The organism is Micavibrio aeruginosavorus EPB (assembly GCF_000348745.1).
Lineage (GTDB): Bacteria > Pseudomonadota > Alphaproteobacteria > Micavibrionales > Micavibrionaceae > Micavibrio > Micavibrio aeruginosavorus_A.
The window spans coordinates 1,484,918-1,509,708 of record NC_020812.1; the positions used below are offsets into that span (position 1 = coordinate 1,484,918).

Below are 24,791 nucleotides of genomic sequence, written 5' to 3' on the forward strand. Positions count from 1 at the left end.
CACACGCTGAATACTTGGCAGGCGCTTCACCATGTCATCATCCGACAAGCCAAAGCTATTCTTCCAGATCAATGAAATTATGGCTGCTACGACATCGGCACGCACCTCGCCTTCGACAGAATCAATCGCCACTTTTATCGCCTCGGCCTCAGACATATATGCAAAATCGATGGAAGCGGAGAAATCCGGCGAGACATTTGAGCAAACATTGAAAAAGATCGTCAAAAGGAAGCTAGAATGACGCTGGCGGGTTTTCTTCCATATACCTCACCAAATTTCCTATGTTTTCGTCAGACATAAGAGCATTTAGTTCATTTAAAAAATATGGAGCATTTAAATACATATACAAAGTATGTATGGGTTTTTTGATAACCCACGGGAATGGGTTATTTTTTCTTAAGTCTACTCCTTCAAGATGATATTTACGCACCCATCCCGCATAAAGATCGGCGGCTTGTAGAGGTAAAACTTCGTGATCTTTTCTGAAACTTGGGACACCTCCCATTTTCTTTAAAAATTCTCCTGGAGCCGTATATTTTAAAAAATCGTAGCCGCTAAGAACCGCCATTGATTCCGTTTTTTCATCAAAGATCATATCTATTGGAGTGAATAAATTCAGGGTTTCTTGATTTTCAACAAGCGTCCTGACGATATTTTTAAAGGCGAAATGATAGGGATTCCGCATATTCCTTTTAATTCTAACGGGATCAAAAAATATATTGGGGAGGTCGAAATCATCTACGGTTTTTACCAATTCGCGCATATCCACTATGCAGTAGACCCCAGCATCAACGTATTGCTCTAGAATACGAAAATATCGCTCGCTTTTTTTAATGCTTTTTTTGGTCTTCAGCTTTCCGGCTTTATAAAGCTCTAGGCCATCTTCATCCAAAGCCTGCTGCCATTTCTCGGAAAACGCAGCCCATTTTTCAGCCGTGGATACAAAGCCAGCCACCACAAAGGTCGTGGGCGGCGTATTGTGACTATCAGAGCTTTCATCAAAGAACGCCTGCAAAACCATAATGGCTTTTCTCTTTCCTTTTTTTAGGAAAGCCACTGACCAGTGACATGATCCTATCGGAAGCTGCGGATTTTTCCCAAATGTGGTTACAGGGATCAGAGGCTACCATAATTCAGCATCCTTGGGTACGGGAAGCACAATAATAGGATAATATTCCTATACTTGGGCGCAATTGTCAAGCCCCACACCTCACCACCCGTCATACCGGCGAAGGCCGGTATCCATAGGGTGCATTGCATGGACCCCGGCCTTCGCCGGGGTGACGAGGAAGAAATAGGGGTCAAAATCCTTGACATCCCACCCCCAACCCCTTAGTTTCCGGTCAAATTCTTCCGGTCACTGTAAGTTTTGCAGTGCCTACGGGTACACCGCAGTCGGCGAAATTACGCTCACTGCGGCCAAATTGTTTTGGGATTAAAGGCTACTGATGTTTGAATCGCTTGGTGACAGGCTCGGGAAAGTGTTCGGCAAGCTGCGCGGTAAGGGCAGCTTGAACGAAACCGACGTATCCGACGCGTTGCGCGAAATTCGCGTGGCGTTGCTGGAGGCTGACGTCGCCCTGCCCGTCGTCAAACAATTCGTTGAAACCGTGCGCGAACGCGCCGTCGGTCAAGAAGTCATCCGCTCCGTCACCCCGGCCCAGCAAGTTGTGAAGATCGTTCACGATGCGCTGGTCGATATGCTGGGCAGCGATACGACCGATCTGAATTTCGCCACGCCGCCTTGTGCCTATCTGATGGTGGGTTTGCAGGGTTCGGGTAAAACCACGACCTCTGCCAAGATCGGTAAATTCCTGACCGATAAACAGCGCAAGAAAGTGCTGATGGCATCGCTGGACGTGTACCGTCCGGCGGCGCAGGAACAATTGGCCCAATTGGGTCGCCAGACGGGTGTGGCCACCCTGCCCGTTGTTGAAGGACAAAAGCCCGTCGACATCGCCCTGCGCGCCATGGATACCGCGCGCAAGGAAGGTTACGACGTTGTCATTCTGGACACCGCCGGCCGCCTGAGCATTGACGAAGCCATGATGGCCGAAGCCAAAGCCGTACGTGACACGATTGGCCCGGTGGAAACATTGCTGGTCGTCGATGCGATGACCGGGCAAGACGCGGTCAACACCGCATCCGCATTCGATGCACAGGTTGCCATTACGGGCATCGTGCTGACCCGTGTGGATGGTGACGCGCGCGGCGGTGCCGCTTTGTCGATGAAGGCCGTGACCGGCAAGCCGATCAAGTTGATTGGCGTTGGCGAAAAATGGGACGCGCTGGAACAATTCCACCCGGACCGGATCGCGGGCCGCATTCTGGGCATGGGCGATGTTGTTTCGCTGGTAGAAAAAGCCGTCGAAACGATCGATCAGGAAGACGCCATGAAAATGGCGCAGAAATTCCAGAAGGGCGATTTCGATTTCAACGACCTGCTGTCGCAAATGCGCCAGATGCAGAAGATGGGCGGTGTTTCCAGCCTCGTCAAAATGCTGCCCGGTCTGGGCCAAATGGCCAGCCAGCTGGAAAACGCCAATATTGATGATGGCGCGTTGAAGAAACAGGAAGCCATCATCCTGTCCATGACCCCGGCGGAACGATCCCGCCCGGAATTGCTGAACGGGTCGCGCAAGCGCCGCATCGCAACCGGGTCCGGCACCACGGTGCAGGACATCAACAAGCTGTATAAACAGCTGCAACAAATGCAAACCGTCATGAAGCGCATGAAGAAAATGGGCATGGGCAAAATGATGGGCATGATGAAGGGCATGATGGGCGAAAAAGACGCCGCCCTGATGACCGAGAATATGAAGAATTTGGACCCGTCTATGCTGAACAAGTTCGGCGGTTCCATGCCCGGCTTTGGTAACCCGGCCGACATACTGGGTTCCAATCCCTTCCTGAAAGGGAAGAAATAAATTTTAACCGACTACAAACTGAAGTAACGCCAAAAGGAGAAAGAACTATGGCACTGAAAATTCGTATGGCCCGTGGTGGTCGCCGTCACCTGCCGTCCTACAAAATCGTTGTGGCCGACAGCCGCGCCGCACGCGATGGCAAATTCATTGAGAAACTGGGCACCTACAACCCGTTGCTGCCGACCGACCACGCACAGCGTCTGGTTCTGAACACGGACCGGATCAAGCATTGGTTGGGTGAAGGCGCACAGCCGAGCGACCGCGTTGCACTGTTCCTGGGCAAAGCCGGCCTGATCGACATGCCGAAATGGAACGAATCCCCGAAGAAATCCGCTCCGAAAGCAAAAGCTCAAGAGCGCGTTCGTGAAAAAGAAGCCAAAGCTGCTGAAAAAGCTGAAGCTGAAGCCGCTGCAAAAGCAGAAGCTGAAGCTGCCGCTGCTGCTCCGAAAGAAGAAGCCGCCGCTGAAGAAGCTCCGGCTGCTGAGTAATCTTTCGCGACTTTCTCCTTCTTCCCTCACTCCAATACCCCTCTCCCACCGGGAGAGGGTTGGAGTGAGGGGATGAAGGGACGCGATATATCAAACATGACAGACAAACGTATCTGCATCGGTGAAATCACGACAGCCCACGGCATTCGCGGCCAGGTCCGCGTCCGTTGCTTTGGTGATGACCACGAGAGCCTGCAAAAATACGGTCCGCTTTACACATCCGAAACCGGGACCGAAACCGTTACCATCACGCTGCAATCCCCGAATAAAGGCGCATGGGTCGCCCGTGTCAAAACCAAAAACGGTGTGGTCGATGACCGCAACGTTGCGGAAACATTGCGTGGGACGATGCTCTGGATCGATCGATCCGCCCTGCCCGCCATTGAATCGGACGATGAATTTTATCACACAGATTTGATCGACATGAATGTGGTGGACGAAAACGGCAATGCCATTGGCACCGTTGCGGATGTCCAGAATTTTGGTGCCAGCGACTTGCTGGAAATCAAACCGGTCGAGGGTGGCCCGACATTTTACGTGCCCTTCGCCGATGATTTTATCCATGACGTGGATATGGATGCCCGCCGCATCGTCGTTGAAATGGTCGAAGGACTGCGCGGCGACAAATGAACACAGCTCCCGCGCCATGGCACATCAATTTAATGACCCTGTTCCCGGACATGTTCCCGGGGCCGTTGGGGCAATCCTTAAGCGGGCGGGCGCTGGATAAAAAAATCTGGTCCTGGAACGCGATCAATATTCGCGATTTTGCCACCGACAATCACAAAACCGTTGACGACACGCCCTTTGGCGGCGGGGCCGGCATGGTCATGCGTGCGGATATTCTGGAACGCGCGTTCCTGTCCATTCCCAATCCCGGAAAACGCATTTACATGAGTCCGCGCGGCCGCGTTTTAAACCAACGCATGGCCGAAGACTTCATCACCGCGCCGTCCCTGACCATCCTGTGCGGACGGTATGAGGGCGTGGATCAACGCTTCCTCGACGCCTATGATTTTGAAGAAGTCAGCATTGGCGATTACGTTTTATCCGGCGGTGAACCGGCGGCGATGATTTTGATGGATGCGTGCATCCGCCTGTTGCCCGGCGTGATGGGCAATGTTGAAACAGCGGGCGAAGAAAGCTTCGCCGAATCCACGGGCGGATTGTTGGAATACCCGCATTACACCCGTCCCGCAACATGGACGACAGCCGATGGCCGCGCGTTGGATGTGCCCGACATCCTGACCAGCGGGAACCATGGCAAGGTGGCCCAATGGCGCCGCGATCAAGCCCTTGCCCTGACCCGCGAACGCCGCCCCGATCTCCTGAAAAACAACGATTAAGGCTTCGGTTTCAGCCGTTGCGCCAACGCCCGCATATCCGATGCCGCCGCACGGTGTGATGCCGCCGCATCCTTTAACGGATCATACGCTTTCATCCACATCGCCGTCTTGGCATGGCATTCCGCCCCGAACGATGCATAGCCGTGCAAGCGTTCACGCGTCATGGATTCCACCGCAACCCCGGCGGACGTTTGATCCGCGGTATTGTCCCTGGCCCAACCAGAGGCTTCGAAAACCAAAAATGCCTTGAACAGCGCCTGCTTCTTACAATCAGCATCCAGCCGGCGTTTATATTCGAGCGCTTGCAGGTTTTTCGGGTTTACGGCACCCGTCACCCCGTCCATCACGGTCTTCAGTGTGGACTGCCCGGATTGCAGGGCGTTGAAACATTGGAGCAGATCGGCCCGGCCATCGGCCTTCTGGCAAGGGTCATCGCCCGCTGCGGCGGGTTGTGCGGCAAAGACGGCGCCAGCCATCGCAAAAGTCAGCCCCAGAGCGATCAGGCCCTTTTTCATATTATTTCCCATAATTCGACCCCATTGTTTTCGTTTTTTATATGTTAAGCCCAAACCCTAGCCCGCCACCCCCGCCTTTTCAAGGAACCGCCCCGTTCTGCCCGGAACTATCTGCGCGGCGGCGCAAAAAAGTGCCTGAAAAGCCACGGTTTCCCTTGCAACAGCCCCATAAAATCTGTAAAAACCCGCCTTGAGTAAACCCATGAAAACGACAAGTGGGCCGCCGTCAGGTTTGTGTCTGGCGATATCGGGCCCCGATAAGGGTCAATTGAAAGGAACGAAACGATGAATATCCTGCAGAAATTTGAAGCCAAACACTTGGCTCAGCTGAAAGCAAACAGCAAAGCAATTCCGGCATTTTCCCCGGGCGACACCGTAAAAGTAAACATGAAGATCAGCGAAGGCACCGGTAAAGATGCCCGCGAGCGTATTCAGGCTTACGAAGGTGTTTGCATCGCCCGTAAAGGCACAGGCAGCGACGCCAACTCCAGCTTCACCGTTCGCAAGATCAGCTATGGCGAAGGTGTAGAGCGCGTATTCCCGCTGTTCAGCCCGCGTATCGACAGCATCGAACTGGTCCGTCGTGGTTCCGTTCGTCGCGCGAAACTGTACTATCTGCGTGACCGTCAGGGTAAATCCGCTCGTATCGCCGAGCGCACCACCGGCCACAGCCTGGTTGAGGACGAAGCAACATTGGCCGCCGCAACGGAAGCCAAAGCCGCTAAGAAGTCCAACAAGAAAACCAAAGCGGAAAAAGACGCCCGCAAAGCCGCAAAGAAATAATCTTCGGCTTTATGCACGAATACAAAAAGGCGCGAGGGTTATCCTTCGCGCCTTTTTCGTTTCATCTTTTCGCTATATCAGCTCACGCCGCTGTCCGCGCCATCATAATCCCGATCGCCGCACCCCCGCCGCCCGCGACGGGCTGGTTCAAATGCGGAACCGCCCGCGACCCCGCCGACGATGGTGGTGAAATTGTTTGCGCGACATCCTGAACCGGGCGCAGGACATCGACGTCTCCTTCCACACTCAGCGGCCCTTGATTTAAAAATGTTGCTGTTCTTGATCCATCGGACATTTACACCCCTCCATTACGCAACGCAGTGAAAAATTTTCTTGCCTCACGCTCGTCCAACCTTCATCGGTGTCGAGCTTTCTAAAATCGAACCATCGGGCCGCAACGCCGACAGCAACACATGATCGTTCTTCGCAAACGATGTCGCCATCGCGCGCGACAGGTTGCCAAGGTAATGCGCGCGTTCATGCAGGATCGCGTAAACAGCACTGCTGTCCTCATCGATCACTATGGTTTCGGCGCGCACATAGGTGGGATCAGAAAATGTGATGCAGACATCCCCGGTATTGTTGCGAATAAAAGCCGCGCGGGTGTCGGGGTCCATGGCGCACAGCGTATCCGGCATCGCAATTGCAACATCCTCCCGCGGAAAACAGCGTTTGGGGTGTGACATAGCGCATCCTTCTCTCTTGTTTATGCGGGTCGGTTCCTGCTCTCCGATGTTGTTGCATCGCACAAGTTCCGATATACCATTATAGAAATCATATAGTTACGGAAAAATTAAAGACCCAACCCTAAAATAAAGACGGGATTCATCGGTGTTTGACAGGCGGGCTTGCAGATTTGCCTCGATCTGCCCTACTCTAATCAAGGATTTCCGCCAGTTTATGGCCTTTAGGATAGCAGGAAAAAACCATCATGACCAACGCCGCCCCCAAAACCTTGTATCAAAAAATCTGGGATCACCATGTGGTTGACCGTGGTGATGATGGCACATGCGTTTTGTATATCGACCGTCATCTGGTGCATGAAGTCACATCACCGCAAGCGTTCGAAGGCTTGCGCATGTCGGGCCGCACAGTGCGCCGCCCCGAAGCCACATTGGCCACCGCCGACCACAACGTTCCCACCGCACACCGCGATCAAGGCATCAGCGATCCGGAAAGCCGGTTGCAGGTGAATACACTGGAACAAAACTGCAAGGATTTTGGTATTCGATATTTTGGGTTAAGCGATCACCGTCAGGGCATCGTACATATCGTCGGCCCGGAACAGGGTTTAACCCAACCGGGCATGACCATCGTGTGCGGCGATTCCCACACATCAACACACGGTGCATTCGGTGCGCTGGCCTTTGGCATTGGCACGTCCGAAGTCGAACACGTTCTGGCCACGCAGACATTGATCACAAAGCCCGCGAAGACGATGCGCATCACGGTGGATGGCACCCTGCCCGCTGGCGTCACGGCGAAAGACATGATTTTGGCCATCATCGGCAAGATCGGTACCGCGGGTGGAACCGGCCACGTCATTGAATATGCGGGCGACGCCGTGCGCGCGCTGAACATGGCGGGCCGCATGACCATGTGCAACATGTCGATCGAGGCCGGCGCACGCGCCGGATTGATCGCACCGGATGAAACCACCTTCACCTTTATCAAGGGCCGCCCGATGGCGCCGAAGGGTGAAGATTGGGACAAAGCCGTCGCATGGTGGAAAACTCTGCCGTCCGACCCCGGCGCAACATATGACACCGAAGTGGTCCTGCGCGCCGAAGACATCACCCCCACCGTAACATGGGGCACCAGCCCGGAAGATGTCGTTTCCATCACCGGCAACGTCCCCGACCCGGCGAAGGAAAACGACCCGCATAAACGCGCCGCGATGGAACGCGCGCTGGATTATATGGGTCTGAAAGCCGGGATGCGGATGCAGGATGTCAGGGTCGACAAAATCTTCATCGGGTCGTGCACCAACGCCCGGATCGAAGATTTACGCGCCGTGGCCGATGTGGTGCGCGGCAAACATGTCGCCAGCAGCGTGTACGCTATGATCGTTCCCGGATCCGGTTTGGTGAAGGAACAGGCCGAAGAAGAAGGTCTGGACAAAATCTTTATCGAAGCCGGTTTCGATTGGCGTGAACCGGGATGTTCCATGTGCCTGGGCATGAACGAAGACCGCCTGGCCCCGGGTGAGCGTTGCGCATCGACATCGAACCGCAACTTCGAAGGGCGTCAGGGCCGCGGGGGCCGCACCCATTTGATGAGCCCCGCCATGGCCGCCGCCGCCGCCATTACCGGCCACTTAACCGACATTCGTGAATTTCAAAAATAAGGAGCGGGTATCATGAGCAACCCATATTACGCCGTTTATGAATTACAGGGACAATCCCTGGCCGCCGCCAAGGCGCTGGACGCCGAAGTGCAAAAAGATCTGGCCAAGCATACAAACAATCCTAACCCTCAAAACCTGCGTTCCGTTTTTCTGGATCGTATGAATCAGGATCATCCTGATCTGGTCGCGCAAACGGGTATTGAACACCGCGCCATTTGCGTGCGCGTGGAACATGATGGATCGCAATCGGCCTATACCGAAACACCGGTCATTTACAAAACTCCGAACGCCGAACCACGTTTCATTATGTATGCGCCGATTGATTACAAGGGCCACCATTTCGAACCGGACGATGCCATCCTTCTGGATGACCACATGCAAAGCATTTATGCCAGTGGCATCTTCGCTGGGGGGCATAGCAATGGCGACCCCGTATTCCCCGGGTCCCGCCGGATCACCCCCGTGCCGGATGATTTCGATGCCAAAACCCATCGCAAAAACCCCGGCATCAAACCCAGATCTCCAAAGCTGGAACCATAAGCATGAGCGACATTGCGCAAGCCTGGCTGGATTTTGATATCCGCAACGACCCGGAATTTGAAAACATCATCAAACCCTTCATCGAAAATCAGTTGAAGGAGCTGGAGCTGTATGACCGCCAGCGGCTGGCCCGCAACCCGGACATTCAATACATCTTTCACAAACATGCCTATGACGTATCCGATGACGTGCGCAAAACCGCGGCCCATCTGGGCCAACCGGAACAGGTGCAGGAAGCGCTGTATTGGGCCATGCTGGCCCACGACATCGGCAAACGCATGGTGCCCGTGGAGGCATGGGACAAACCCGGCAAACCCACACCAGAGGAAAAAGCGCTGACACGCCAGCACCCCGATCTGGGCCTCGCCCTGCTGGACGATCATCTGGGCGATCTGGATCATCCGTTTGTGGATTTGATGCGCGATGTTATCAAATACCACCACGCCCACATGGACGGCAGCGGCACACCCCCGGGCATTACCGGCGATATGCTGTCCAAACCCGTGCGCCTGTGCGCGATTGTTGAGGCGTTTGACGGGTACACCAAACCCCGCCCCGACCGCCCCACCCCGCGCAGCGCGGCCGAAGCGTTGGACAAAATGCACCACGACCCGGACAAGGGCGCCAAAATGTACGACATGGAATTGCTGGCGGCCTTCACATCCGTAAAACTGGGAACACCATCGGGAAACGCCCCAACCCCACATAAGCCCGCAAGCAAAGCGGTGAGTGTGGGGAGTGTTTAATTTTTTGATGTGAACCACGAATGGACACGAATAAACACGAATTAATAATGAAAGATGAGGTTTATGATGTTGTGGGATGCGCCATGACCGTCATAAACACGTTGGGCCATGGATTTTTAGAGAAAGTCTATGAAAACGCTTTATCCATAGAACTGCAAGATAAAGGCCTAAAAATAGAGCAGCAAAAACACATCTCTATATTTTACAAAGGTCAAAACGTTGGAGAATATATCCCCGATTTTATAGTGAATGAAAAAATGATCGTGGAACTTAAAACCACGGACAAAATCGGACCAGCTGAGAGAGGACAAGTTCTCAATTACCTCAAAGCATCCAATATACGGATCGGAATTATCCTGAACTTCAAAAACCCTAAACTCGAATGGGAAAGAATTATCTTATAACCCCTTATTCGTGTGAATTCGTGTCCATTCGTGGTTTATAAAAAAGAAAGAAAACCCCATGCAACCGTTTAAAACCCTGACCGCCATCGCCGCGCCGTTGCCGTTGATGAATGTCGATACCGACATGATTATTCCGAAACAATTCCTGCGCACCATCCTGCGCACGGGATTGGGCAAAAGCCTGTTTAACGATATGCGCTATAACGAAGATGGATCACCCAAGGCCGATTTTGTTTTGAACAAGGCCCCGTTTGACCGGGCCGAAATTTTGGTCGCCGGAGATAATTTCGGGTGCGGGTCATCGCGTGAACATGCGCCGTGGGCGTTGCTGGACTTTGGCATTCGCTGCGTCATCGCGCCCTCTTACGCCGATATTTTTTACAATAACTGTTTCAAGAATGGCATCCTGCCCGTCACGTTGCCATCGGAAACGGTGGATGCGCTGATGGAACGCATGACCACGCACCCCGGCGAAACCATTACGGTTGATCTTGAAAACTGCGTGGTCACTAGCGGCAATATCCGCGCGGAATTTACATTGGATAATTTCCGCCGCCATTGCCTGTTGAACGGGCTGGATGATATTGGCCTGACCATGGAAAAAGCCAAATCCATCGACAGTTTCGAAGAAAAACGCCACGCCACGCATCCGTGGCTGTAACCCCACATCTCCATCGTCATTCCCGTGAAAACGGGAATCCATACAAACGGTCGAACATCACCATGGATTCCCGCTTTTGCGGGAATGACAAATAGAAAAACAAAAAGGACAACAAAAATGACCAAACATTCTGTCGTAATCCTGCCCGGTGACGGCATTGGCCCGGAAGTGATGGGCGAAGTGGCAAAGATCATCCATTTCCTGAATGAAACCGGCGAAACCGATATCGCCATTACGGATGATTGCATCGGTGGTGCGGCCATTGATAAACACGGTGTTCCACTGGCGGACAGCACGCTGGATCAATGCCGGGGGGCCGATTGCGTCCTGCTCGGTGCCGTGGGTGGGCCGAAATGGGACAAGGTGGATTACAATATCCGCCCGGAAGCAGGTTTGCTGAAACTGCGCAAAGAATTGGAGCTGTTCGCCAATTTGCGCCCGGCAATTGTGTTTGATGCGCTGGTCGGGGCCTCCACGTTGAAGGAAGATATCGTGCGCGGGCTGGATATATTGATCGTGCGGGAATTGACCGGCGGCGTGTATTTCGGTGAACCGCGCGGCATTACCGATTTGGGCAACGGGCAACGCCGCGGCGTCAACACCCAAGTGTATACCACATCCGAAATCCACCGCGTGGGCCGCGTGGCCTTTGAACTGGCCCGCAAACGTGGAAACAAGGTGACATCATGCGAAAAGGCCAACGTGATGGAATCCGGTAAATTGTGGCGCGAGGATATCACCGCCCTGCATACGTCCGATTACAGCGATGTGACGTTGGAGCATATGTACGCCGATAACTGCGCCATGCAACTCCTGCGCAACCCGCGCCAGTTTGATGTGATCGTCACCGACAATCTGTTCGGCGATATTTTATCGGACGAAGCCGCGATGCTGACCGGGTCGCTGGGCATGTTGCCCTCGGCGTCCCTCGGCGCACGCGATGCGCATGGCAAACAACCGGCCTTGTACGAACCCGTTCACGGGTCCGCCCCGGACATTGCGGGCCAAGGCAAAGCCAACCCGCTGGCCGCGATCTTGTCGTTTGCGATGGCATTGCGCTATTCGTTTGATCGCGGCGATCTGGCCGATGCGTTGGAAGCATCAGTGCAATCCGTCCTGAACGCCGGAACCCGCACGGCGGACATCGCGGAGAAAACCAGCAAGACCGTAACGACATCGCAGATGGGCGATGCGGTCATCACCGCGTTTGAAAGCGCATTGAAACGCAAAGCGGCCTAACCGCCCGCCACCTTTCTTTTCCCTTCACTCCTCCCCCCTTCCAAGGGGGGAGGCCGGGTGGGGGGATGGGCGCACCAGCGCCACCCCGGCAGCATCCAGATATTTCCCCCTCACCCAGCTTCGGCTAAGGCGTCCCGCCTAAGCCTCCACATCCCTCTCCCCCCAGAGGGGGGCGAGGGAGATATTGTGTTTATGCACCGGTCCCCTCATCACCTTTTATCATTCCCGCGACTTCGTCGCTCGTAGCTTTATGCGAAGGGGGAAAGCAGGAAAGCGGGAATGACGAAGAGAATGGTGCACAAAAAAAGTACGGCCGGGTTTGACCCGGCCGCCTCTCTCTTCTCATTCACCTAGAAGATAACCCTACAATACCCCATTTCGCGGCCCCGCGTCAAAAAGTGCAAAACCCGCAGATTTCCAAGTTTTTCAAAACCATCCCAACAAAAAAGCCCCCGCGAACCGGGGGCTTTTCGTTTATTGGGATTATTAGGCGAGATTAGCCTTGGATGCGCAATTGCAGACCGCAAGCAATTTGAGCAGAGCGCTCATCATACGTGGTCCCCGTCAAGCAACCTGTACCAAAAGCACGAACAGATCCTGCCGTAGGGTTACCGTCATCAATTTTTGTATCAATGCGGAAAGCTTGGCTTGGGCTAACAGCACCCGTTCCTGCAGCCGCGTTTGCAACCAACTGGGTAAGAGTTAAATAGTGCCCGCCCATGGCGTTAGTTCCGTTTGCAACGAAATCAGCCGCAGCTCCGGTGCTGTATCCAGCAAAGAAACCACCACCGATTTTAGCAGCCGGATAGATTCCCCCCCAAGAGGCACCGCCATCAGGGTTCACACCACTGTATACATCTGCAGCAGCCATGTGCACAAAGAATCGGGCACCTTCAGCATTGGTTGGCAAAGTACTCGGATTGTTTGCAAGACGACCATCACCGTTCCCGGCTGAACTACAGCTACCAGTCGTCGTGCAATTCGGCAACCGTGTGCCCGGGCTCAACATATCGCCCGGTATGGCGTTATATTTATCTCGGAAGGTTGTAACCGCAGCATCGGTCGCCTTAACCTGCGCAACAGTAGCGGCAATCTGCGCATTGTTAATCAACTCCTGGCCTTTCAGAACCCCACCGATCAGCAGACCGATGATGATCATGACCACGGCCAGTTCGACGAGCGTAAAGCCCGCCTGGGACCGGTTGGTCGTGTGAATAGATTTAGTCATAGAGAAATCTCCTTACCTTGACGTCATTGAAGAGAGGTTTTGTTAAGAACTGCAGTTTCGAAAAACCGCCCCGCCGCCGGAAACGGCGCGCGAAAACGATTCGTGAAAATTATACACGCTCCGCACACACAGAGAACCCCTAACCGTTTCAGAATGCGGCGTTTTTGGTAAACGGAGTATTAAAAATGACAGGGTGATCCACCCATTTTGACGGATTGAGAAGGCGGTTTGTCAGAATGAATCGAGAACATTACAATCACCGCCGTGAAGCGCATGATCGAGGCCCTAAACTTTGTCCCTAAACTGCCCCGGCGTCACGCCTTCGATCTCTTTAAACACCCGGTTAAAGGATGCGATGGAGTTAAAACCCACCTCCTCCGCCACGGTTTTGACCGGGGCTTTGGTATCGCGGAGCAGGATTTTGGCATCCGCCACGCGGCGTTCGTTCAAAATCTGCGGCAGAGTTTTGCCGAAATGCAGGTTGACCACGCGGGAAATCGCCGTTTCCGATACCCCCAATTCCCGGGCCAGATGGGCGCGGCCATAGGTCGGTTCGTGGTAGACTTTCTCCATGGTTAACAACTGGTCAATCTTTTGCGCCAGATCCCGGTCCGCGCCAGACAAATCCCCCGCCCCCTTGGCCTCGCCCCGCGCGACCAGTTTCAAGGCTTGCGGGTAAATGCGAAACAGGCTGGTCCCCGCCAGATAGACAAACCCCAGCCCCCAGATGGTCCGGATCACCACCGCGTCATCCATCCCCAGAACCGGGGTCAGGGCCAGCAGCATGGTGGTGAGGAAAAACAGGTTGGTAAACACCAGCATCAGCACCAGCCAGTACCGATCCGCCCCGCCCGGCTGGGTTTGCATTTGTTGCAAAATCGCCCGTTGCGCCCACATGACCGCCATACTGATCGCCCCCGCCAGCAACCCGGTCACGGTCAGCCAGTCGCCATACGTTGCGCATTCATCCAACGGTTTGCATTCGGAATCCAGCGACGCCGCAAACACGGACACGGCCAACGCCACGGGCACCAGCAGTAAAACAAAAAAATTGAACCAGCGCGGCAATTCCGACATACGCGCAATCTGGATCATCAGCAGGACGGACAAAGGCGGCCCCATGTACCACAGCGCCCATTGAATGGTTGTGAAATGCGGAATAGACCCGCCGATAAAGCGCGTCGCAAAGCCGGATAAAAACGCACAAGCCAGAACAAAGAAATAAACAAACGGAATGGCCGCCCGCACCCAGCTTCCCGAACGAAACGCCATGTACACCAGAACGTAAACGCACTGCACCAGTCCAATCAAGGACAGGATTTCGGGAATGGTGAATTTCAACGACTCCAGATCCATACCCTAGCCCCCCGGAATGGATGTGCAAACGGGATGGGTCGCCGCCTGTGACGGGGTCAGAATTTTGTCGCAGATCCAATCCCGGATCAGGCGAATTTCCGCCGGATCCATTTTTTCGGCATCGTTTTGTAACATCCCCATCAGAATATCATAGGCGGCTTCCTTCTCTCCCCGAGCGACGAGGATGAAGGCTGGCATCTGCCGCGTCCATGCGGGCATATCGGGAGTCGACAAATTCGCCAGCTTGGTCGCCAGATCAAAAGACCGCACCAGGTCATTCTGGGTATAGCGCGACAGGAACACGGCCTGCGCCAACCAGCGCCATTTTTGCGGCTCTGGCCGTTGGCCGATGACCTCCAGATAATCAATGACGGGGGTTAAATCTTCCTGCTTCGTCGTTGCGCCGTAATAATAGGCTGCCAACGCAGGAATATAGTTGGATTTCGGATCGAGGCTGTCTTCCAGAAAAAACCAATCCTTCAACGCCGTATAATCATATTGCGCCAGGTTGGTAATACGCCCGCCAATATCCCCCAGATTTTGAAGCATCAAGCCATAGACACGATAGCCCATCTGCGCATCGCCCAGCATCGCGATGGTTGCACCGCGTTCGCTGGGGACGGGTGGAACATTGCCCCATGTCGTGCGCGCATGGCGGGCCTGGGTCCAAAACCCGATATTGCACGCAAGCATCAGGATCAGCAAAGCGGGCAAGCCCCACCGTGTAAAATCAAAACCCCGTTTATCGTGCGCGGTCATTGTGGCCATTGATGAACCTCACTCAGAATTGACGGCGCCGCAGATCGACCAGGCCCGCAACCAGAACCAATCCGGTAAAGACCAATCCCTGAAGCGCGACAAAACCGTAACCGACGGATGAATTTTCTGTGCCATAAACCAGCCATGTGGTTTGCGCCATCAAATCCAGACGCGGGATCACAACAGAAATGACGTTCATCAAAATCCCAAGGATGGAGAGGTCGTCCCCCAAAAACGCCTTGTTCGCGATGCCCAACAATTGGCCAATAATCCGGGCCAGAACATAAAACCCGAAAACAGCCAGCGTCCCCGCCGCCGCCCCCGGCAACACCATGGAGAAAAACAACGCGACATTGACAACGATAATCAGCTCAACAGCCAAGGAGAAAACCCAGAGCGCGTGCCCCGCCCCGACAGCCGCCGGAACCATGGCCATCAACGTGCCACCAACCACGGCAGCAACGGCAACGGCCAGAACAGAAAATGCAACAGCATGGGACACCAAAAACCCGGTCCGCGAAATCGGGCGCGACAACAAATAATCGACATCCTTGCTATCAAACGAACGGCGCATGTGAAAGACGACAAACAGGACCAACCCCGCCACCGCCGCAAAGCGCAGGCCGCCGGCGGAAAATACCAGCGCGAAAACCTGATCCTCAATCAACGCGGCGGACCCAAGGAACAGCGACAAGCTGGCCCCCACCGCAACGACCAGCAACAACGCCAGAACGATGCGGTCGCGAACCGCCGCGGTCAAAACATACTGGATCAAAGGCCAGGACAAGAGCATAGAGGCAATCCTTTTTGCGAAAGACATACTGCACTGCCAAATATACAAAGGCCGGTGCGGATTCGTCCAGCACCGGCCCCTATTTATATTGGTTTATTCAACCACCGATTAAATATTGCCCGTCTAGATATTGTCCGGGCGACGGTCACCGGAGAACTGACGATACAGATCGCGATCAATCGGGGAAATGCCGCTGCCATCAATAATGGTGGCCTTCAGGAAGATCACGAGCTCGGTTTTCTGGATATTGTCCACCTGGTTGCGGAACGCGCTACCAAACAACGGGATTTCGGACAGAACCGGAACACCCTGTTGCGTGCTTTGTGTACGATCTTCCATCAAACCACCCATAATCAAAGGCTGGCCGGAATGGGCACGAACAACGGAATCCATTTCCTGAATGTTCACAACCGGGATCAGCGATTGAATGTTGGTGGCCAGGTTGTTGTTCGCCACGGTAAAGGCCACCGCCGGGTCCGCCACCTGATCAACAATACGCGTAACCGTCGGACGCACCGCCATGGAAATGGTTTTGGTTTCGGTATCGATCGACGGAATAACGTTGATCAGAACACCTTCCGGTACGCTCTTGATCTCGCTGTCGATTGTGGTCTGGGTGTTGTTGTCCTGGGTCGTAACGTCGATGTCCAGTTCGAAATACACGCGGTTATCCGCCACGTTCAAAACCGCCGATTGGTTGTTCAAAACGGTCAGACGCGGGCTTGACAATGCACGCACGGTTCCGAAACGGGAAATGGCCTGAATAACGGCTTCGACGTCGTTACCGGCATAGCCCATAACGAAGTTGGATACCGGGTTGGTGGCTTCGGCAAAATCCGGACGGATCAAACCACCCGCCGCGGTTACATCAAAGCCCAACGACCATTCGCCAATCATCCCTTCCAGCAGGTTCCAGTTAATGCCCGTTGCAAACTCATCCGTCAGGGACACTTCCAGAATTTTGGCTTCGATCAAAACCTGTGACGTAACCGACGAACGCAGCTCAGTCAGGTAATCACGAATTTGCGCATGCTGGCGGTCGTTCGCATAGATGGAAACGATACCGGCCTGTTTGTTGATGGCAAAGCTGGGCTCCGCACCGCCACCCTCACCCGCGGACATGCCGCTGTTCGGGTCGGTCTGCGTCGTCGGCAGGGATGTCACGTTCAATACGGCCTGCGGGGCCTGAACCTGTACAACCGGGTTACCATTGGCATCGGTCGTCGTTGCCGGAGCAACCGGAGCCGGGTTGGAGGCCGCCGCGGTAATGGTCGGGTCCGACGCGGTCATCAGGCTGGCGGCCGTCGTGGTCACGCCGAGAATTTGTTGCAAGTTGGTGCTGAGCTCACCCCAGAAGTCCGCTTCGCTGGACGAACTGGCGGCGAATTTCGATCCTGTGCTGGCCGTACCGCCGGACACAACGGAAATGTCGTTGCTGATCCCGCTTTCGCTTTTGCGGATATAGCTGAGGTAATCGATTTTGTATGTTTTGTGATACGGCTTGTCCAATTCAACGCGCAGGACATCATCATCAAAGCTGTAGCGCAGACCGGCAATCTCGGAAATACGCTGGATCACGGAATCCAGCGGACGTTCACGCGCCGTGAAAATAACCGAACCGGTGATGTTCGGGTCCAGTTCCAGGTCATATCCCGCCTGCTCCGCCAATTGATACAGCGCATCGCGCAGCGGTACCGTCTGGTTGACCGAGATGGAGACCAGCGGCATCGGCTTCAGGTTCTTCGACGGCGCGGCCACATACGGCATCAAATCGGGAATATTGTTTTGCGCGACCTTGGCAGCCTTGGCTTCGTCGCTTTCCTCGTTAATGCGCGGGGCGAGCGCGTCACGATAATCCTGGAACTCCATATTGGTGCTGCGATCAGCCTTCAGATAATTGCGCGTCAGGTCGCAGCCGCCCAGCATCAAGGCCGTGGCAGATGTGCCGACGATCATCATGGACAAGCGACCGAAAGAACGAAGGGTGCGTGAATTGACAGGCATGGAAATGTCACCAACAAGGTCGAAAAGATGGGTTACAGGAGGAGCGATCCACCACAAGAACGCAAGGGGCCGCGATTCGAATTACCCTTCAAGGATATGCGTTTTGCCACACCTTGGCCAGCGGATAATTGCGGGAATCATGGAACTTTTGAAGAGTATTATAGAAACCAAAAAACGATCAGTCAGACAACTTAATCGACGATGTATCAATGGATTTAAAGGCATCGCCGCCGCTCTTGCCCATCTTCACCTGCTGGATACGGATCTTCATATCGCCAGGCAGATCAGCCTGGGTGATGGCCGTTTCCTCGGCGATCAATCCGTCAGCAAACAGGCGGAGCAAGGATTGGTCGAACGTGCACATACCGATGGGATTGTTCTGCTCCATCACGTCTTTGATTTTCGTAATCTCACCCTTATGGATCAGATCGCGGATCAGACCCTGGTTCAACATCACCTCAATCGCCACAACCATGCCCCCGCCAATGGCCGGAACCAGACGCTGGGAGACAATACCGCGCAAATTCATGGACAGGTTCAGGCGGATTTGTGCGTGGTAATCTTCGGGGAACAAATTCACAATCCGTTCAATGGATTGATAGGTGTTGTTCGTGTGTAACGTTGCCAGGCACAGGTGCCCCGTTTCGGCGGCGGTCAAGGCCTGCTCCATCACCTCACGGTCGCGCACCTCACCCACCAGAATAACATCCGGGCGCTGGCGCAGCGCGTTCTTCAACGCGACGGAGAAAGATTCCGTATCCACGCCGATTTCACGCTGGGTAATCACGGATTTTTTGTGTTCGTGGAAATATTCGATCGGGTCCTCGATCGTAATAATATGCCCCTGCTCGCGACTGTTGCGATAATCAATCATTGACGCCAGCGTGGTCGATTTACCCGACCCCGTCATCCCGGTCACAAGGATCAGGCCGCGACGTTCCATCGCCAGATGGGCTAAGTTTTCAGGTAAACGAAGCTCACTAAAGCTCGGAATTTTCGAAATAATTCGACGAATAACCAAAGCCGGAAACTGACGCTGGCGCAGGGCATTGACGCGGTAACGCCCAAACTTCCCCACATCCAACGATGTGTTCAGCTCCATATGCGCTTCAAAATCACGGCGCTGGCGGCTGGTAAAAATCGACCCGATAATCTCATTCAGTTCATCCACCGTGATGGGCGTGTCACGCAGATTGAGCAGAGTTTGCTCAATCCGCAACGCCGGCGGGAACCCAACCGTCAGGTAGAGGTCACTCGCCCCCTTGTCGTTCATCGACTGGAAGTACTGAAGGATTAAAGGCGCGGTCAAAATGTATAGCCCTCGCCCGTATCATCCTCACCCGGCTTGCGCGGCTGCGCCCCCGGGGCGCGACCGACGGCCGCCTGCTTCCGAGTCATGGTCTCGGACATTTTACCCCCACCCAACGAGGCCGCCACACTGTCTTCATCGCGCGCCCCTTCGTCTTCGGTGGTTTTCAGCAAGGCGCGGCGCGCCTCGTCCTTGTCAATCACACCCTGCTCCAGCAAAGCGTTCACAGAATCTTCCAACGTGGTCATCCCGTAACGCGATCCGGTCTGGATCATGGAATAAAGCTGGGCGATCTGGTTTTCACGGATCAGGTTTCGCACAGCGTTGGTACCAACCAGAATTTCAAACGCGCCGACCCGGCCCGATCCATCCGCCCGTTTCAACAGCGATTGGGCCACAACGCCCTGCAACGAACTGGCCAACATGGCGCGAACCATTTCCTTGTCCCCCGATGGGAACACGTCAATGATACGGTCAATCGTCTTGGCCGCCGTGTTCGAGTGCAGCGTACCAAACACCAAGTGCCCGGTTTCCGCCGCGGTCAGAGCCAGAGAGATCGTTTCATAATCCCGCATCTCCCCCACCAGAATAACGTCCGGGTCTTCACGCAACGAACTGCGCAAAGCCTTGGAGAATGATTTGGTATCGGTGCCGATTTCACGATGGTTCACCACCGCCTTTTTCGAGGCATGGAAAAATTCGACCGGGTCTTCGACCGTAATAATGTGGCTGGCGTGATTTTCGTTAATATAGTTGATGATCGAGGCCAGCGTGGTCGATTTACCCGACCCCGTCGGACCGGTCACCAGAACCAGCCCCTTTTCCAGCTCGGCAAAACGGCGGATGATCGGCGGCAATTCCAGCTCTTCCATCGTCGGAATCAATGACGGAATGGAACGGAAAACGGCGGCCGTGCCGTTTCGGGTGGTAAAGGCGTTCACACGGAAACGAGCCTTTTCACCGTAGGCAATAGCGAAATCCAGCTCCAGCTCGCGTTCGAAATCGGCGCGCTGATCCTCGTTCATCACGGAATAGAGCATGGTGCGAATGTCATCACTTTGCAGCGGATCGGCCTTGATCCGCTTCATCTCCCCGTTCACCCGGATAACCGGCGGGTTGGTCGGACTCAAGTGCAAGTCAGACGCATTGTTCTGAATCGTAAAGCGCAAAAGCTGAAGAATATCCAAGGCGGCTCTCCCCTGATGATGGCCCGGACATGGACCCAATGCTCACTTTAATGTGAAAAGTGCAAACGGAAGGTTAATCAGATGCAGAATTTGTCACGGATTCAAGGATGTATGAAGCACACCGCCCCGTCAATACGACAACCGGGCAAAAGACAGGCCATGATCCAGCCCCAGATCCACGCGGGTCAGCGCCAGACACAGGGCAAAAGCCGCGATCAGGGCCGGGCCAAAGGGGAAAACCGCCCCACGTCCCGTTATTTTCCAGATCAAAGCCAACCCAACCCCCAGCACCCCAGACCACATCAGGAACGCGGGTGCCAATGCCACCGGGAGCCACACACCCACGACAGCAAAAAACTTAACATCCCCAAGCCCCAACGCCTCTTTCTTCAGAATTTTCTTCATCAAAAAACCAAGCGCAAAAGCACACACGCCCCAGACAAGACCCGACAGGATCGCAAATCCCGCACCATGAACGCCACCCAGAATAAATTGATAAACAACCCCAAGAAGGGCAGCTAACGCATTGAGTTGAGCGGGTAAAATGAAATGGCGCAAATCAATGACAAACAACGCCACCAAAAACGGAATGGTCAGCATGACAATCCCGCCCGGCGCGTTATAGCCCCACAGCGCATACACGCCGCAGCACAACAGCACGGTCGATAGTTCAATCGTCGGATATATCCAGCCAATCGGCTTGTGACAATGACGGCACCGTCCACGCAAAAACACCCATGAAAAAACCGGGATCAAATCCCACAGGGTCAACGGTGTTTGGCAATGCGGACAGGCCGAGCGCGCCGCCCCTTTATTCGCAAATATCCACGACACACCACGCGGAATACGCCAGATCAAAGCCGTGGCAAAGCTGCCGCAGCATAACCCGAACATCAACACAAAAAGGATTTCAAGCGCGGTGCGCGCATCCACACCGGTCATCAAGCACGACCGGTGATCAGATTAGTTCGCCCGCAAGGTCGACAAACGGTCATACACCTGATCCCGCGGAATGGAACGCCCGCCACCATAGACCGCATCGGTTTCCAGCGCCTGCTCATAATACTTCATGGCATTCGATGAATCCCCGGCCCGGTCAAACAGGATGGCCAGATTATACAGGTGCGACGCATTGCGCGGGTCCATGCTGGCGGCCATGTTCAGGGACCGTACGGCATCCTGGGTCTGTCCCATGGCGGCATAGGTCATGCCAATTTGCGCCATCAGGCCGGAGTTCGCGGGATGACGCTCCTTCAAATCCAGCAAACGACGTAAAGCAACAGACGGATATTCGTCACGCAAAATGCCCATCATGTTGATGACGGCATCGGCATTTTTTGGATCGGCCTTCAAAACTTCTTCATAGCTTTGAATGGCCAGCTCGCGGTAACCGACATTCTGTTGCGCCACGGCACGGCCCATCAGGATGCGGATATCGCTCTTATTCTTTTTGTACAGCGTGTCGTACATTTCCAGCGCGGATTCATAGCGCCCCAGATCCAGCGCACGGCCAGCGGCAACGACCATCGCCTCCTGCTCACCGGAACCGTAATCCTTCTGCACAATCACCATGGTCGATGCCGGCTCCATCGTCGGGTCGACCTTGCGCGGGCCAACCGTATTGGACAGCGGTCCCGTCGGAACGCCCGGCGCAGAATCGTAATACACATCATTTTCAACCGCCGGGGCCGGAGCCACGACACGGTTTTCCGTTACACCACTCGCCGATTCACGTCCGGATATGGTTGCAGAGGGTGGCGGTGCCGCCGTATCGGACAGCGTGTCCGGTGCCCCTTCCAATCCGGTCAAATCCGGCATGGGTGGTGTCGGCTCATCATTGCCGAGAATAATAGGCTCCGGCGTTGGCTCTGGCGCAGATTGCGCAACAGGCTCCGGCGTCAACGGCGCGTCCGGCGCAGGAGCGGCAACCGTTTCATCAATAATAATCGGCGTTTCTTCAGGCGCAGAGGCCGGAGGTTCCGCCGAAACAAAACCATCAACCGGAGACGGCGCAGGAGCCGGTGCAGGTGCAGGGGCCGGCAATACACCCGGCGCCGGGGCCAATTCATCCGCGGGCATCGGCACGTCGTCCGGGCCATTCGGCACACCGGCAGCCCCAAGGCCGCCACTCGCCGGTTCAATCGCATTCAGTGCGCCCAGTATCGTCGTCATGGCAGGATCCGCCGCACCATCAATCGACACAGGCACAGTATCAACACGGGACAGCACAGTGACATCCGGCATCGTCACATCCGGCACAACCGGATCAACATCAGCGGCATCGAGAGCGGACAGTTCGGTGACAATCTTACCACCCACCTGCTCCATCTGTTGCGCGCCAGCGGTGGCCAGATAGCCCAGCCCCGCGCCAGCCAATGCAACAACGGCAACCGTCGACATCAAAATTCTGCGCCCCGCGTTCGGTGCGCGCACAGGTTTTTGCAATTCGAGAATGTCATCATCATCGTCCATCATATCCAGAACCATATCGTCCAGATCGGAGTCGTAAGTATTGGACAGGATGTCATTCTTAGCCATTGTAAGCGCCCCAGACAGGATCAGAAAAATATGAAGGCGCGCGAGGAAGGAGAACCCGAAAGCCCCGCGCGACATGATGTATTCGTATTAGATTCTAACAGAAAACCGCATGCAAGTGAATCCTTGCCGCACAACGCTTTTATTCCCATATCAGGCCGCGGCAGAAGGCGTATCAATCACCTTCAAAAACGCCCGTTCCAGGTTATCCACCCCGGCCCGATCACGCAAACCCGCGGGCGGGCCGATATAAACCAGAACACCATCGTGTAAAACCGCAACGCGATCACAAATTTCATCCATATCCGCAAGAATATGGGAACTTAAGAAAATCGCCCGCCCCTGTGCCTTGGTTTGCAATAATGCATCCTTCACCGCCGCGCGGGCGCGCGGATCAAGACCGCTCATCGGCTCATCGAGAATCGATAACTCCGCGCCGGTCATCAAGGTTGCCATCAGCCCCAGCTTCTGCCGCATGCCCTTGGAATAGGTTTGCACACGATGCCCCAGAACATCGGGGTTCAGCCCCAGATGATCGGCCAGCGCACGCGCTTCATCTAAATTAAAAACTTTGCCGTATAACCGCATGGAAAATTTTATAAATTCGGCTCCGCGTAAAAACCATGGCGGCTCAAATTTTTCTGGCAGGTATGCCAGGCTCTTCTTCGCCTCGCCCACCAGACGGTCATGACCGTTGATCAGAATATCGCCGGTGCGGTGGTCACGCAGACCAAGAATCCCCTTGATCAACGTTGTCTTGCCCGCGCCATTCAAACCAATCAGACCAAATGTCTCCCCCTGCGCCACATCAAGCGTGATGGAATGCACAACATCGCGCGCACCATAGGCCATGGTGACGCCAGACAAACGCAATGCGGGAACAGAATGTGATGAATCAGATGGAATCGTCATGCCCAGAAATATAGGGCATGACGCAACATTTAGAAAGGTGCGACATCCATGCCCGCCCCGGCGGCTTCCGTTTCAGCCCCCGTGCCCGGCAGGAAGATGCGCGCATCCAGATTAAAGCGCTCATGCGGGCGCAAGCGAATCGGAAACACCAGGTTGGTCGATGCATCGAACCATTTCAGGTCGATATATTGACGCGCCACCCGAATGTCCAAAATCTGTTTCGGAATGGCATCCTTGGTGATACGCACACCATTCAACCAAACCGTCCAGCTATCCTTGTTGCTGTACAAAATACCGCCCAGGCTCACTTCACGCGGGCCCGTCGGACGCGACACAACCGTGCCATCGGACGCCAGTTCCGTGTTTGTCGGCGGACGGGTAATGAACAACTGTTTCGCTTCCTGTAACAACGCATGTTGCCAGGCGGTGAAGAACAGGCTGGGCATCGATTCCGGCGACATCGCGGAATCACGCAACATATTCTTGGTCGACGCCATACCAACCAGACGCGCATGCGCCTCGGCACGGTCCTCGGCCGAAATTTGGTTGGGCATGGGTTGCCCCATCTGTCCGCGCGGCATCTGCTGGCCCATCTGCGGATTTACGCCATCGGGATATTGCCCCGTTTGCGCCAGCGCCGGGCCGGACAACATCGCAACAACGGCCAGAACCGACGCACCCGCCAATGCTCGACGGTGTAACGTTTGCATGA

27 protein-coding genes are annotated in these 24,791 nt (G+C 54.7%); 12 read left to right on the forward strand and 15 right to left on the reverse strand.

Annotated elements, in window-relative coordinates; all coding sequences use genetic code 11:
* Window positions 1-31 precede the first annotated feature (31 nt).
* Entirely contained in the window at window positions 32-241 is a 210-nt protein-coding gene (locus A11S_RS06930; protein WP_041802553.1) for a hypothetical protein, read from the forward strand.
* Here the strand turns inward: A11S_RS06930 and A11S_RS06935 are convergent.
* The gene (locus A11S_RS06935) at window positions 233-1,021 is read right to left on the reverse strand and encodes a DUF3800 domain-containing protein (RefSeq protein ID WP_015467792.1); all 789 of its coding nucleotides are present in this window, start codon (window positions 1,019-1,021) and stop codon (window positions 233-235) included. The two genes, A11S_RS06930 and A11S_RS06935, sit on opposite strands and share 9 nt — an antisense overlap.
* Window positions 1,022-1,448: 427 nt before the next feature.
* Between A11S_RS06935 and ffh the strand changes: the two genes are divergently transcribed.
* From ffh to trmD, 4 genes are all read left to right on the forward strand, one after another.
* Window positions 1,449-2,927 (forward strand): signal recognition particle protein, encoded by a 1,479-nt coding sequence (gene ffh / locus A11S_RS06940; protein WP_015467793.1) that lies wholly within the window; start codon window positions 1,449-1,451, stop codon window positions 2,925-2,927.
* 47 nt (window positions 2,928-2,974) lie between these two features.
* Complete coding sequence (rpsP, locus tag A11S_RS06945) at window positions 2,975-3,415, forward strand: 30S ribosomal protein S16 (protein WP_015467794.1); 441 nt, start codon at window positions 2,975-2,977, stop codon at window positions 3,413-3,415.
* Between the two features lie 96 nt (window positions 3,416-3,511).
* Window positions 3,512-4,045, forward strand: coding sequence for a ribosome maturation factor RimM (gene rimM, locus A11S_RS06950; RefSeq protein ID WP_235067525.1), 534 nt, complete (start codon window positions 3,512-3,514; stop codon window positions 4,043-4,045).
* Entirely contained in the window at window positions 4,042-4,761 is a 720-nt protein-coding gene (gene trmD, locus A11S_RS06955; protein ID WP_015467796.1) for a tRNA (guanosine(37)-N1)-methyltransferase TrmD, read from the forward strand. Before rimM ends, trmD begins: the two co-directional genes overlap by 4 nt.
* Here trmD and A11S_RS06960 read toward each other — a convergent pair.
* On the reverse strand, window positions 4,758-5,288 hold the full coding sequence (locus tag A11S_RS06960) for a hypothetical protein (protein ID WP_015467797.1): 531 nt from the start codon (window positions 5,286-5,288) through the stop codon (window positions 4,758-4,760). The genes trmD and A11S_RS06960 overlap by 4 nt on opposite strands.
* 273 nt (window positions 5,289-5,561) lie before the next feature.
* On the opposite strand from A11S_RS06960, the gene rplS reads away from it, so the two are divergent.
* The gene (gene rplS / locus A11S_RS06965; RefSeq protein WP_015467798.1) at window positions 5,562-6,059 is read left to right on the forward strand and encodes a 50S ribosomal protein L19; all 498 of its coding nucleotides are present in this window, start codon (window positions 5,562-5,564) and stop codon (window positions 6,057-6,059) included.
* An 82-nt stretch (window positions 6,060-6,141) separates the two neighbouring features.
* Here rplS and A11S_RS06970 read toward each other — a convergent pair whose 3' ends face one another.
* Both A11S_RS06970 and A11S_RS06975 read right to left on the reverse strand, forming a co-directional pair.
* Window positions 6,142-6,354, reverse strand: a complete 213-nt coding sequence (locus A11S_RS06970; protein ID WP_041802556.1) for a hypothetical protein — start codon at window positions 6,352-6,354, stop codon at window positions 6,142-6,144.
* A 43-nt stretch (window positions 6,355-6,397) separates the two neighbouring features.
* On the reverse strand, window positions 6,398-6,745 hold the full coding sequence (locus A11S_RS06975) for a hypothetical protein (RefSeq protein WP_015467800.1): 348 nt from the start codon (window positions 6,743-6,745) through the stop codon (window positions 6,398-6,400).
* Window positions 6,746-6,990: 245 nt separating this feature from the next.
* Between A11S_RS06975 and leuC the strand changes: the two genes are divergently transcribed.
* The 6 genes from leuC to leuB all read left to right on the forward strand — a co-directional run bounded on the left by leuC (window position 6,991) and on the right by leuB (window position 11,996).
* A complete protein-coding gene (leuC, locus tag A11S_RS06980) occupies window positions 6,991-8,406 on the forward strand; it encodes a 3-isopropylmalate dehydratase large subunit (protein ID WP_015467801.1) in 1,416 nt (471 codons plus the stop codon).
* A gap of 12 nt (window positions 8,407-8,418) precedes the next feature.
* A complete protein-coding gene (locus tag A11S_RS06985) occupies window positions 8,419-8,946 on the forward strand; it encodes a hypothetical protein (protein ID WP_015467802.1) in 528 nt (175 codons plus the stop codon).
* A gap of 2 nt (window positions 8,947-8,948) precedes the next feature.
* Window positions 8,949-9,692, forward strand: a complete 744-nt coding sequence (locus tag A11S_RS06990; RefSeq protein ID WP_015467803.1) for an HD-GYP domain-containing protein — start codon at window positions 8,949-8,951, stop codon at window positions 9,690-9,692.
* A 20-nt stretch (window positions 9,693-9,712) separates the two neighbouring features.
* Window positions 9,713-10,096 carry a GxxExxY protein gene (locus tag A11S_RS06995; protein WP_041802558.1) on the forward strand — a complete coding sequence of 128 codons (384 nt, stop codon included), beginning with the start codon at window positions 9,713-9,715 and terminating at the stop codon, window positions 10,094-10,096.
* Between the two features lie 58 nt (window positions 10,097-10,154).
* Window positions 10,155-10,757, forward strand: a complete 603-nt coding sequence (leuD, locus tag A11S_RS07000; RefSeq protein ID WP_015467805.1) for a 3-isopropylmalate dehydratase small subunit — start codon at window positions 10,155-10,157, stop codon at window positions 10,755-10,757.
* Between the two features lie 117 nt (window positions 10,758-10,874).
* Window positions 10,875-11,996: a 3-isopropylmalate dehydrogenase gene (leuB, locus tag A11S_RS07005; RefSeq protein WP_015467806.1), complete on the forward strand. Its 1,122-nt coding sequence runs from the start codon at window positions 10,875-10,877 to the stop codon at window positions 11,994-11,996.
* 496 nt (window positions 11,997-12,492) lie between these two features.
* Here leuB and A11S_RS07010 read toward each other — a convergent pair whose 3' ends face one another.
* From A11S_RS07010 to A11S_RS07060, 11 genes are all read right to left on the reverse strand, one after another.
* On the reverse strand, window positions 12,493-13,224 hold the full coding sequence (locus A11S_RS07010; protein WP_041802560.1) for a type II secretion system protein: 732 nt from the start codon (window positions 13,222-13,224) through the stop codon (window positions 12,493-12,495).
* Window positions 13,225-13,509: 285 nt separating this feature from the next.
* Entirely contained in the window at window positions 13,510-14,580 is a 1,071-nt protein-coding gene (locus A11S_RS07015; RefSeq protein ID WP_015467807.1) for a helix-turn-helix transcriptional regulator, read from the reverse strand.
* Between the two features lie 3 nt (window positions 14,581-14,583).
* Entirely contained in the window at window positions 14,584-15,348 is a 765-nt protein-coding gene (locus A11S_RS07020; protein ID WP_015467808.1) for a hypothetical protein, read from the reverse strand.
* A 13-nt stretch (window positions 15,349-15,361) separates the two neighbouring features.
* The gene (locus tag A11S_RS07025) at window positions 15,362-16,132 is read right to left on the reverse strand and encodes a hypothetical protein (protein ID WP_015467809.1); all 771 of its coding nucleotides are present in this window, start codon (window positions 16,130-16,132) and stop codon (window positions 15,362-15,364) included.
* A 123-nt stretch (window positions 16,133-16,255) separates the two neighbouring features.
* Entirely contained in the window at window positions 16,256-18,136 is a 1,881-nt protein-coding gene (locus A11S_RS07030; RefSeq protein ID WP_041802563.1) for a type II and III secretion system family protein, read from the reverse strand.
* Between the two features lie 178 nt (window positions 18,137-18,314).
* Window positions 18,315-19,445 carry a PilT/PilU family type 4a pilus ATPase gene (locus A11S_RS07035; protein ID WP_235067545.1) on the reverse strand — a complete coding sequence of 377 codons (1,131 nt, stop codon included), beginning with the start codon at window positions 19,443-19,445 and terminating at the stop codon, window positions 18,315-18,317.
* Window positions 19,442-20,632, reverse strand: a complete 1,191-nt coding sequence (locus A11S_RS07040) for a type IV pilus twitching motility protein PilT (RefSeq protein WP_015467812.1) — start codon at window positions 20,630-20,632, stop codon at window positions 19,442-19,444. The genes A11S_RS07035 and A11S_RS07040 overlap by 4 nt, the downstream gene beginning before the upstream one ends.
* Window positions 20,633-20,761: 129 nt before the next feature.
* On the reverse strand, window positions 20,762-21,574 hold the full coding sequence (locus A11S_RS07045) for a prepilin peptidase (protein WP_015467813.1): 813 nt from the start codon (window positions 21,572-21,574) through the stop codon (window positions 20,762-20,764).
* A gap of 21 nt (window positions 21,575-21,595) precedes the next feature.
* Window positions 21,596-23,170, reverse strand: coding sequence for a tetratricopeptide repeat protein (locus A11S_RS07050; protein WP_015467814.1), 1,575 nt, complete (start codon window positions 23,168-23,170; stop codon window positions 21,596-21,598).
* A gap of 150 nt (window positions 23,171-23,320) precedes the next feature.
* Complete coding sequence (locus A11S_RS07055) at window positions 23,321-24,079, reverse strand: ABC transporter ATP-binding protein (RefSeq protein ID WP_015467815.1); 759 nt, start codon at window positions 24,077-24,079, stop codon at window positions 23,321-23,323.
* A 29-nt stretch (window positions 24,080-24,108) separates the two neighbouring features.
* Window positions 24,109-24,789 (reverse strand): hypothetical protein, encoded by a 681-nt coding sequence (locus tag A11S_RS07060; protein ID WP_235067548.1) that lies wholly within the window; start codon window positions 24,787-24,789, stop codon window positions 24,109-24,111.
* Window positions 24,790-24,791: the final 2 nt, after the last annotated feature.

Coding starts and splice junctions, on each gene's coding strand:
- rplS (WP_015467798.1), top strand. CDS start 5,562: ATGAATATCCTGCAGAAATTTGAAGCCAAACACTTGGCTCAGCTGAAA.
- rimM (WP_235067525.1), top strand. CDS start 3,512: ATGACAGACAAACGTATCTGCATCGGTGAAATCACGACAGCCCACGGC.
- A11S_RS06935 (WP_015467792.1), bottom strand. CDS start 1,021: ATGGTTTTGCAGGCGTTCTTTGATGAAAGCTCTGATAGTCACAATACG.
- A11S_RS06975 (WP_015467800.1), bottom strand. CDS start 6,745: ATGTCACACCCCAAACGCTGTTTTCCGCGGGAGGATGTTGCAATTGCG.
- A11S_RS07055 (WP_015467815.1), bottom strand. CDS start 24,079: ATGACGATTCCATCTGATTCATCACATTCTGTTCCCGCATTGCGTTTG.
- leuB (WP_015467806.1), top strand. CDS start 10,875: ATGACCAAACATTCTGTCGTAATCCTGCCCGGTGACGGCATTGGCCCG.
- A11S_RS06960 (WP_015467797.1), bottom strand. CDS start 5,288: ATGGGAAATAATATGAAAAAGGGCCTGATCGCTCTGGGGCTGACTTTT.
- A11S_RS06990 (WP_015467803.1), top strand. CDS start 8,949: ATGAGCGACATTGCGCAAGCCTGGCTGGATTTTGATATCCGCAACGAC.
- A11S_RS07020 (WP_015467808.1), bottom strand. CDS start 15,348: ATGGCCACAATGACCGCGCACGATAAACGGGGTTTTGATTTTACACGG.
- A11S_RS07060 (WP_235067548.1), bottom strand. CDS start 24,789: ATGCAAACGTTACACCGTCGAGCATTGGCGGGTGCGTCGGTTCTGGCC.
- rpsP (WP_015467794.1), top strand. CDS start 2,975: ATGGCACTGAAAATTCGTATGGCCCGTGGTGGTCGCCGTCACCTGCCG.
- A11S_RS06930 (WP_041802553.1), top strand. CDS start 32: ATGTCATCATCCGACAAGCCAAAGCTATTCTTCCAGATCAATGAAATT.
- A11S_RS07050 (WP_015467814.1), bottom strand. CDS start 23,170: ATGGCTAAGAATGACATCCTGTCCAATACTTACGACTCCGATCTGGAC.
- ffh (WP_015467793.1), top strand. CDS start 1,449: ATGTTTGAATCGCTTGGTGACAGGCTCGGGAAAGTGTTCGGCAAGCTG.
- A11S_RS06970 (WP_041802556.1), bottom strand. CDS start 6,354: ATGTCCGATGGATCAAGAACAGCAACATTTTTAAATCAAGGGCCGCTG.
- A11S_RS07030 (WP_041802563.1), bottom strand. CDS start 18,136: ATGCCTGTCAATTCACGCACCCTTCGTTCTTTCGGTCGCTTGTCCATG.
- A11S_RS07045 (WP_015467813.1), bottom strand. CDS start 21,574: ATGACCGGTGTGGATGCGCGCACCGCGCTTGAAATCCTTTTTGTGTTG.
- A11S_RS06995 (WP_041802558.1), top strand. CDS start 9,713: ATGGACACGAATAAACACGAATTAATAATGAAAGATGAGGTTTATGAT.
- leuD (WP_015467805.1), top strand. CDS start 10,155: ATGCAACCGTTTAAAACCCTGACCGCCATCGCCGCGCCGTTGCCGTTG.
- trmD (WP_015467796.1), top strand. CDS start 4,042: ATGAACACAGCTCCCGCGCCATGGCACATCAATTTAATGACCCTGTTC.
- A11S_RS07015 (WP_015467807.1), bottom strand. CDS start 14,580: ATGGATCTGGAGTCGTTGAAATTCACCATTCCCGAAATCCTGTCCTTG.
- leuC (WP_015467801.1), top strand. CDS start 6,991: ATGACCAACGCCGCCCCCAAAACCTTGTATCAAAAAATCTGGGATCAC.
- A11S_RS07025 (WP_015467809.1), bottom strand. CDS start 16,132: ATGCTCTTGTCCTGGCCTTTGATCCAGTATGTTTTGACCGCGGCGGTT.
- A11S_RS07010 (WP_041802560.1), bottom strand. CDS start 13,224: ATGACTAAATCTATTCACACGACCAACCGGTCCCAGGCGGGCTTTACG.
- A11S_RS06985 (WP_015467802.1), top strand. CDS start 8,419: ATGAGCAACCCATATTACGCCGTTTATGAATTACAGGGACAATCCCTG.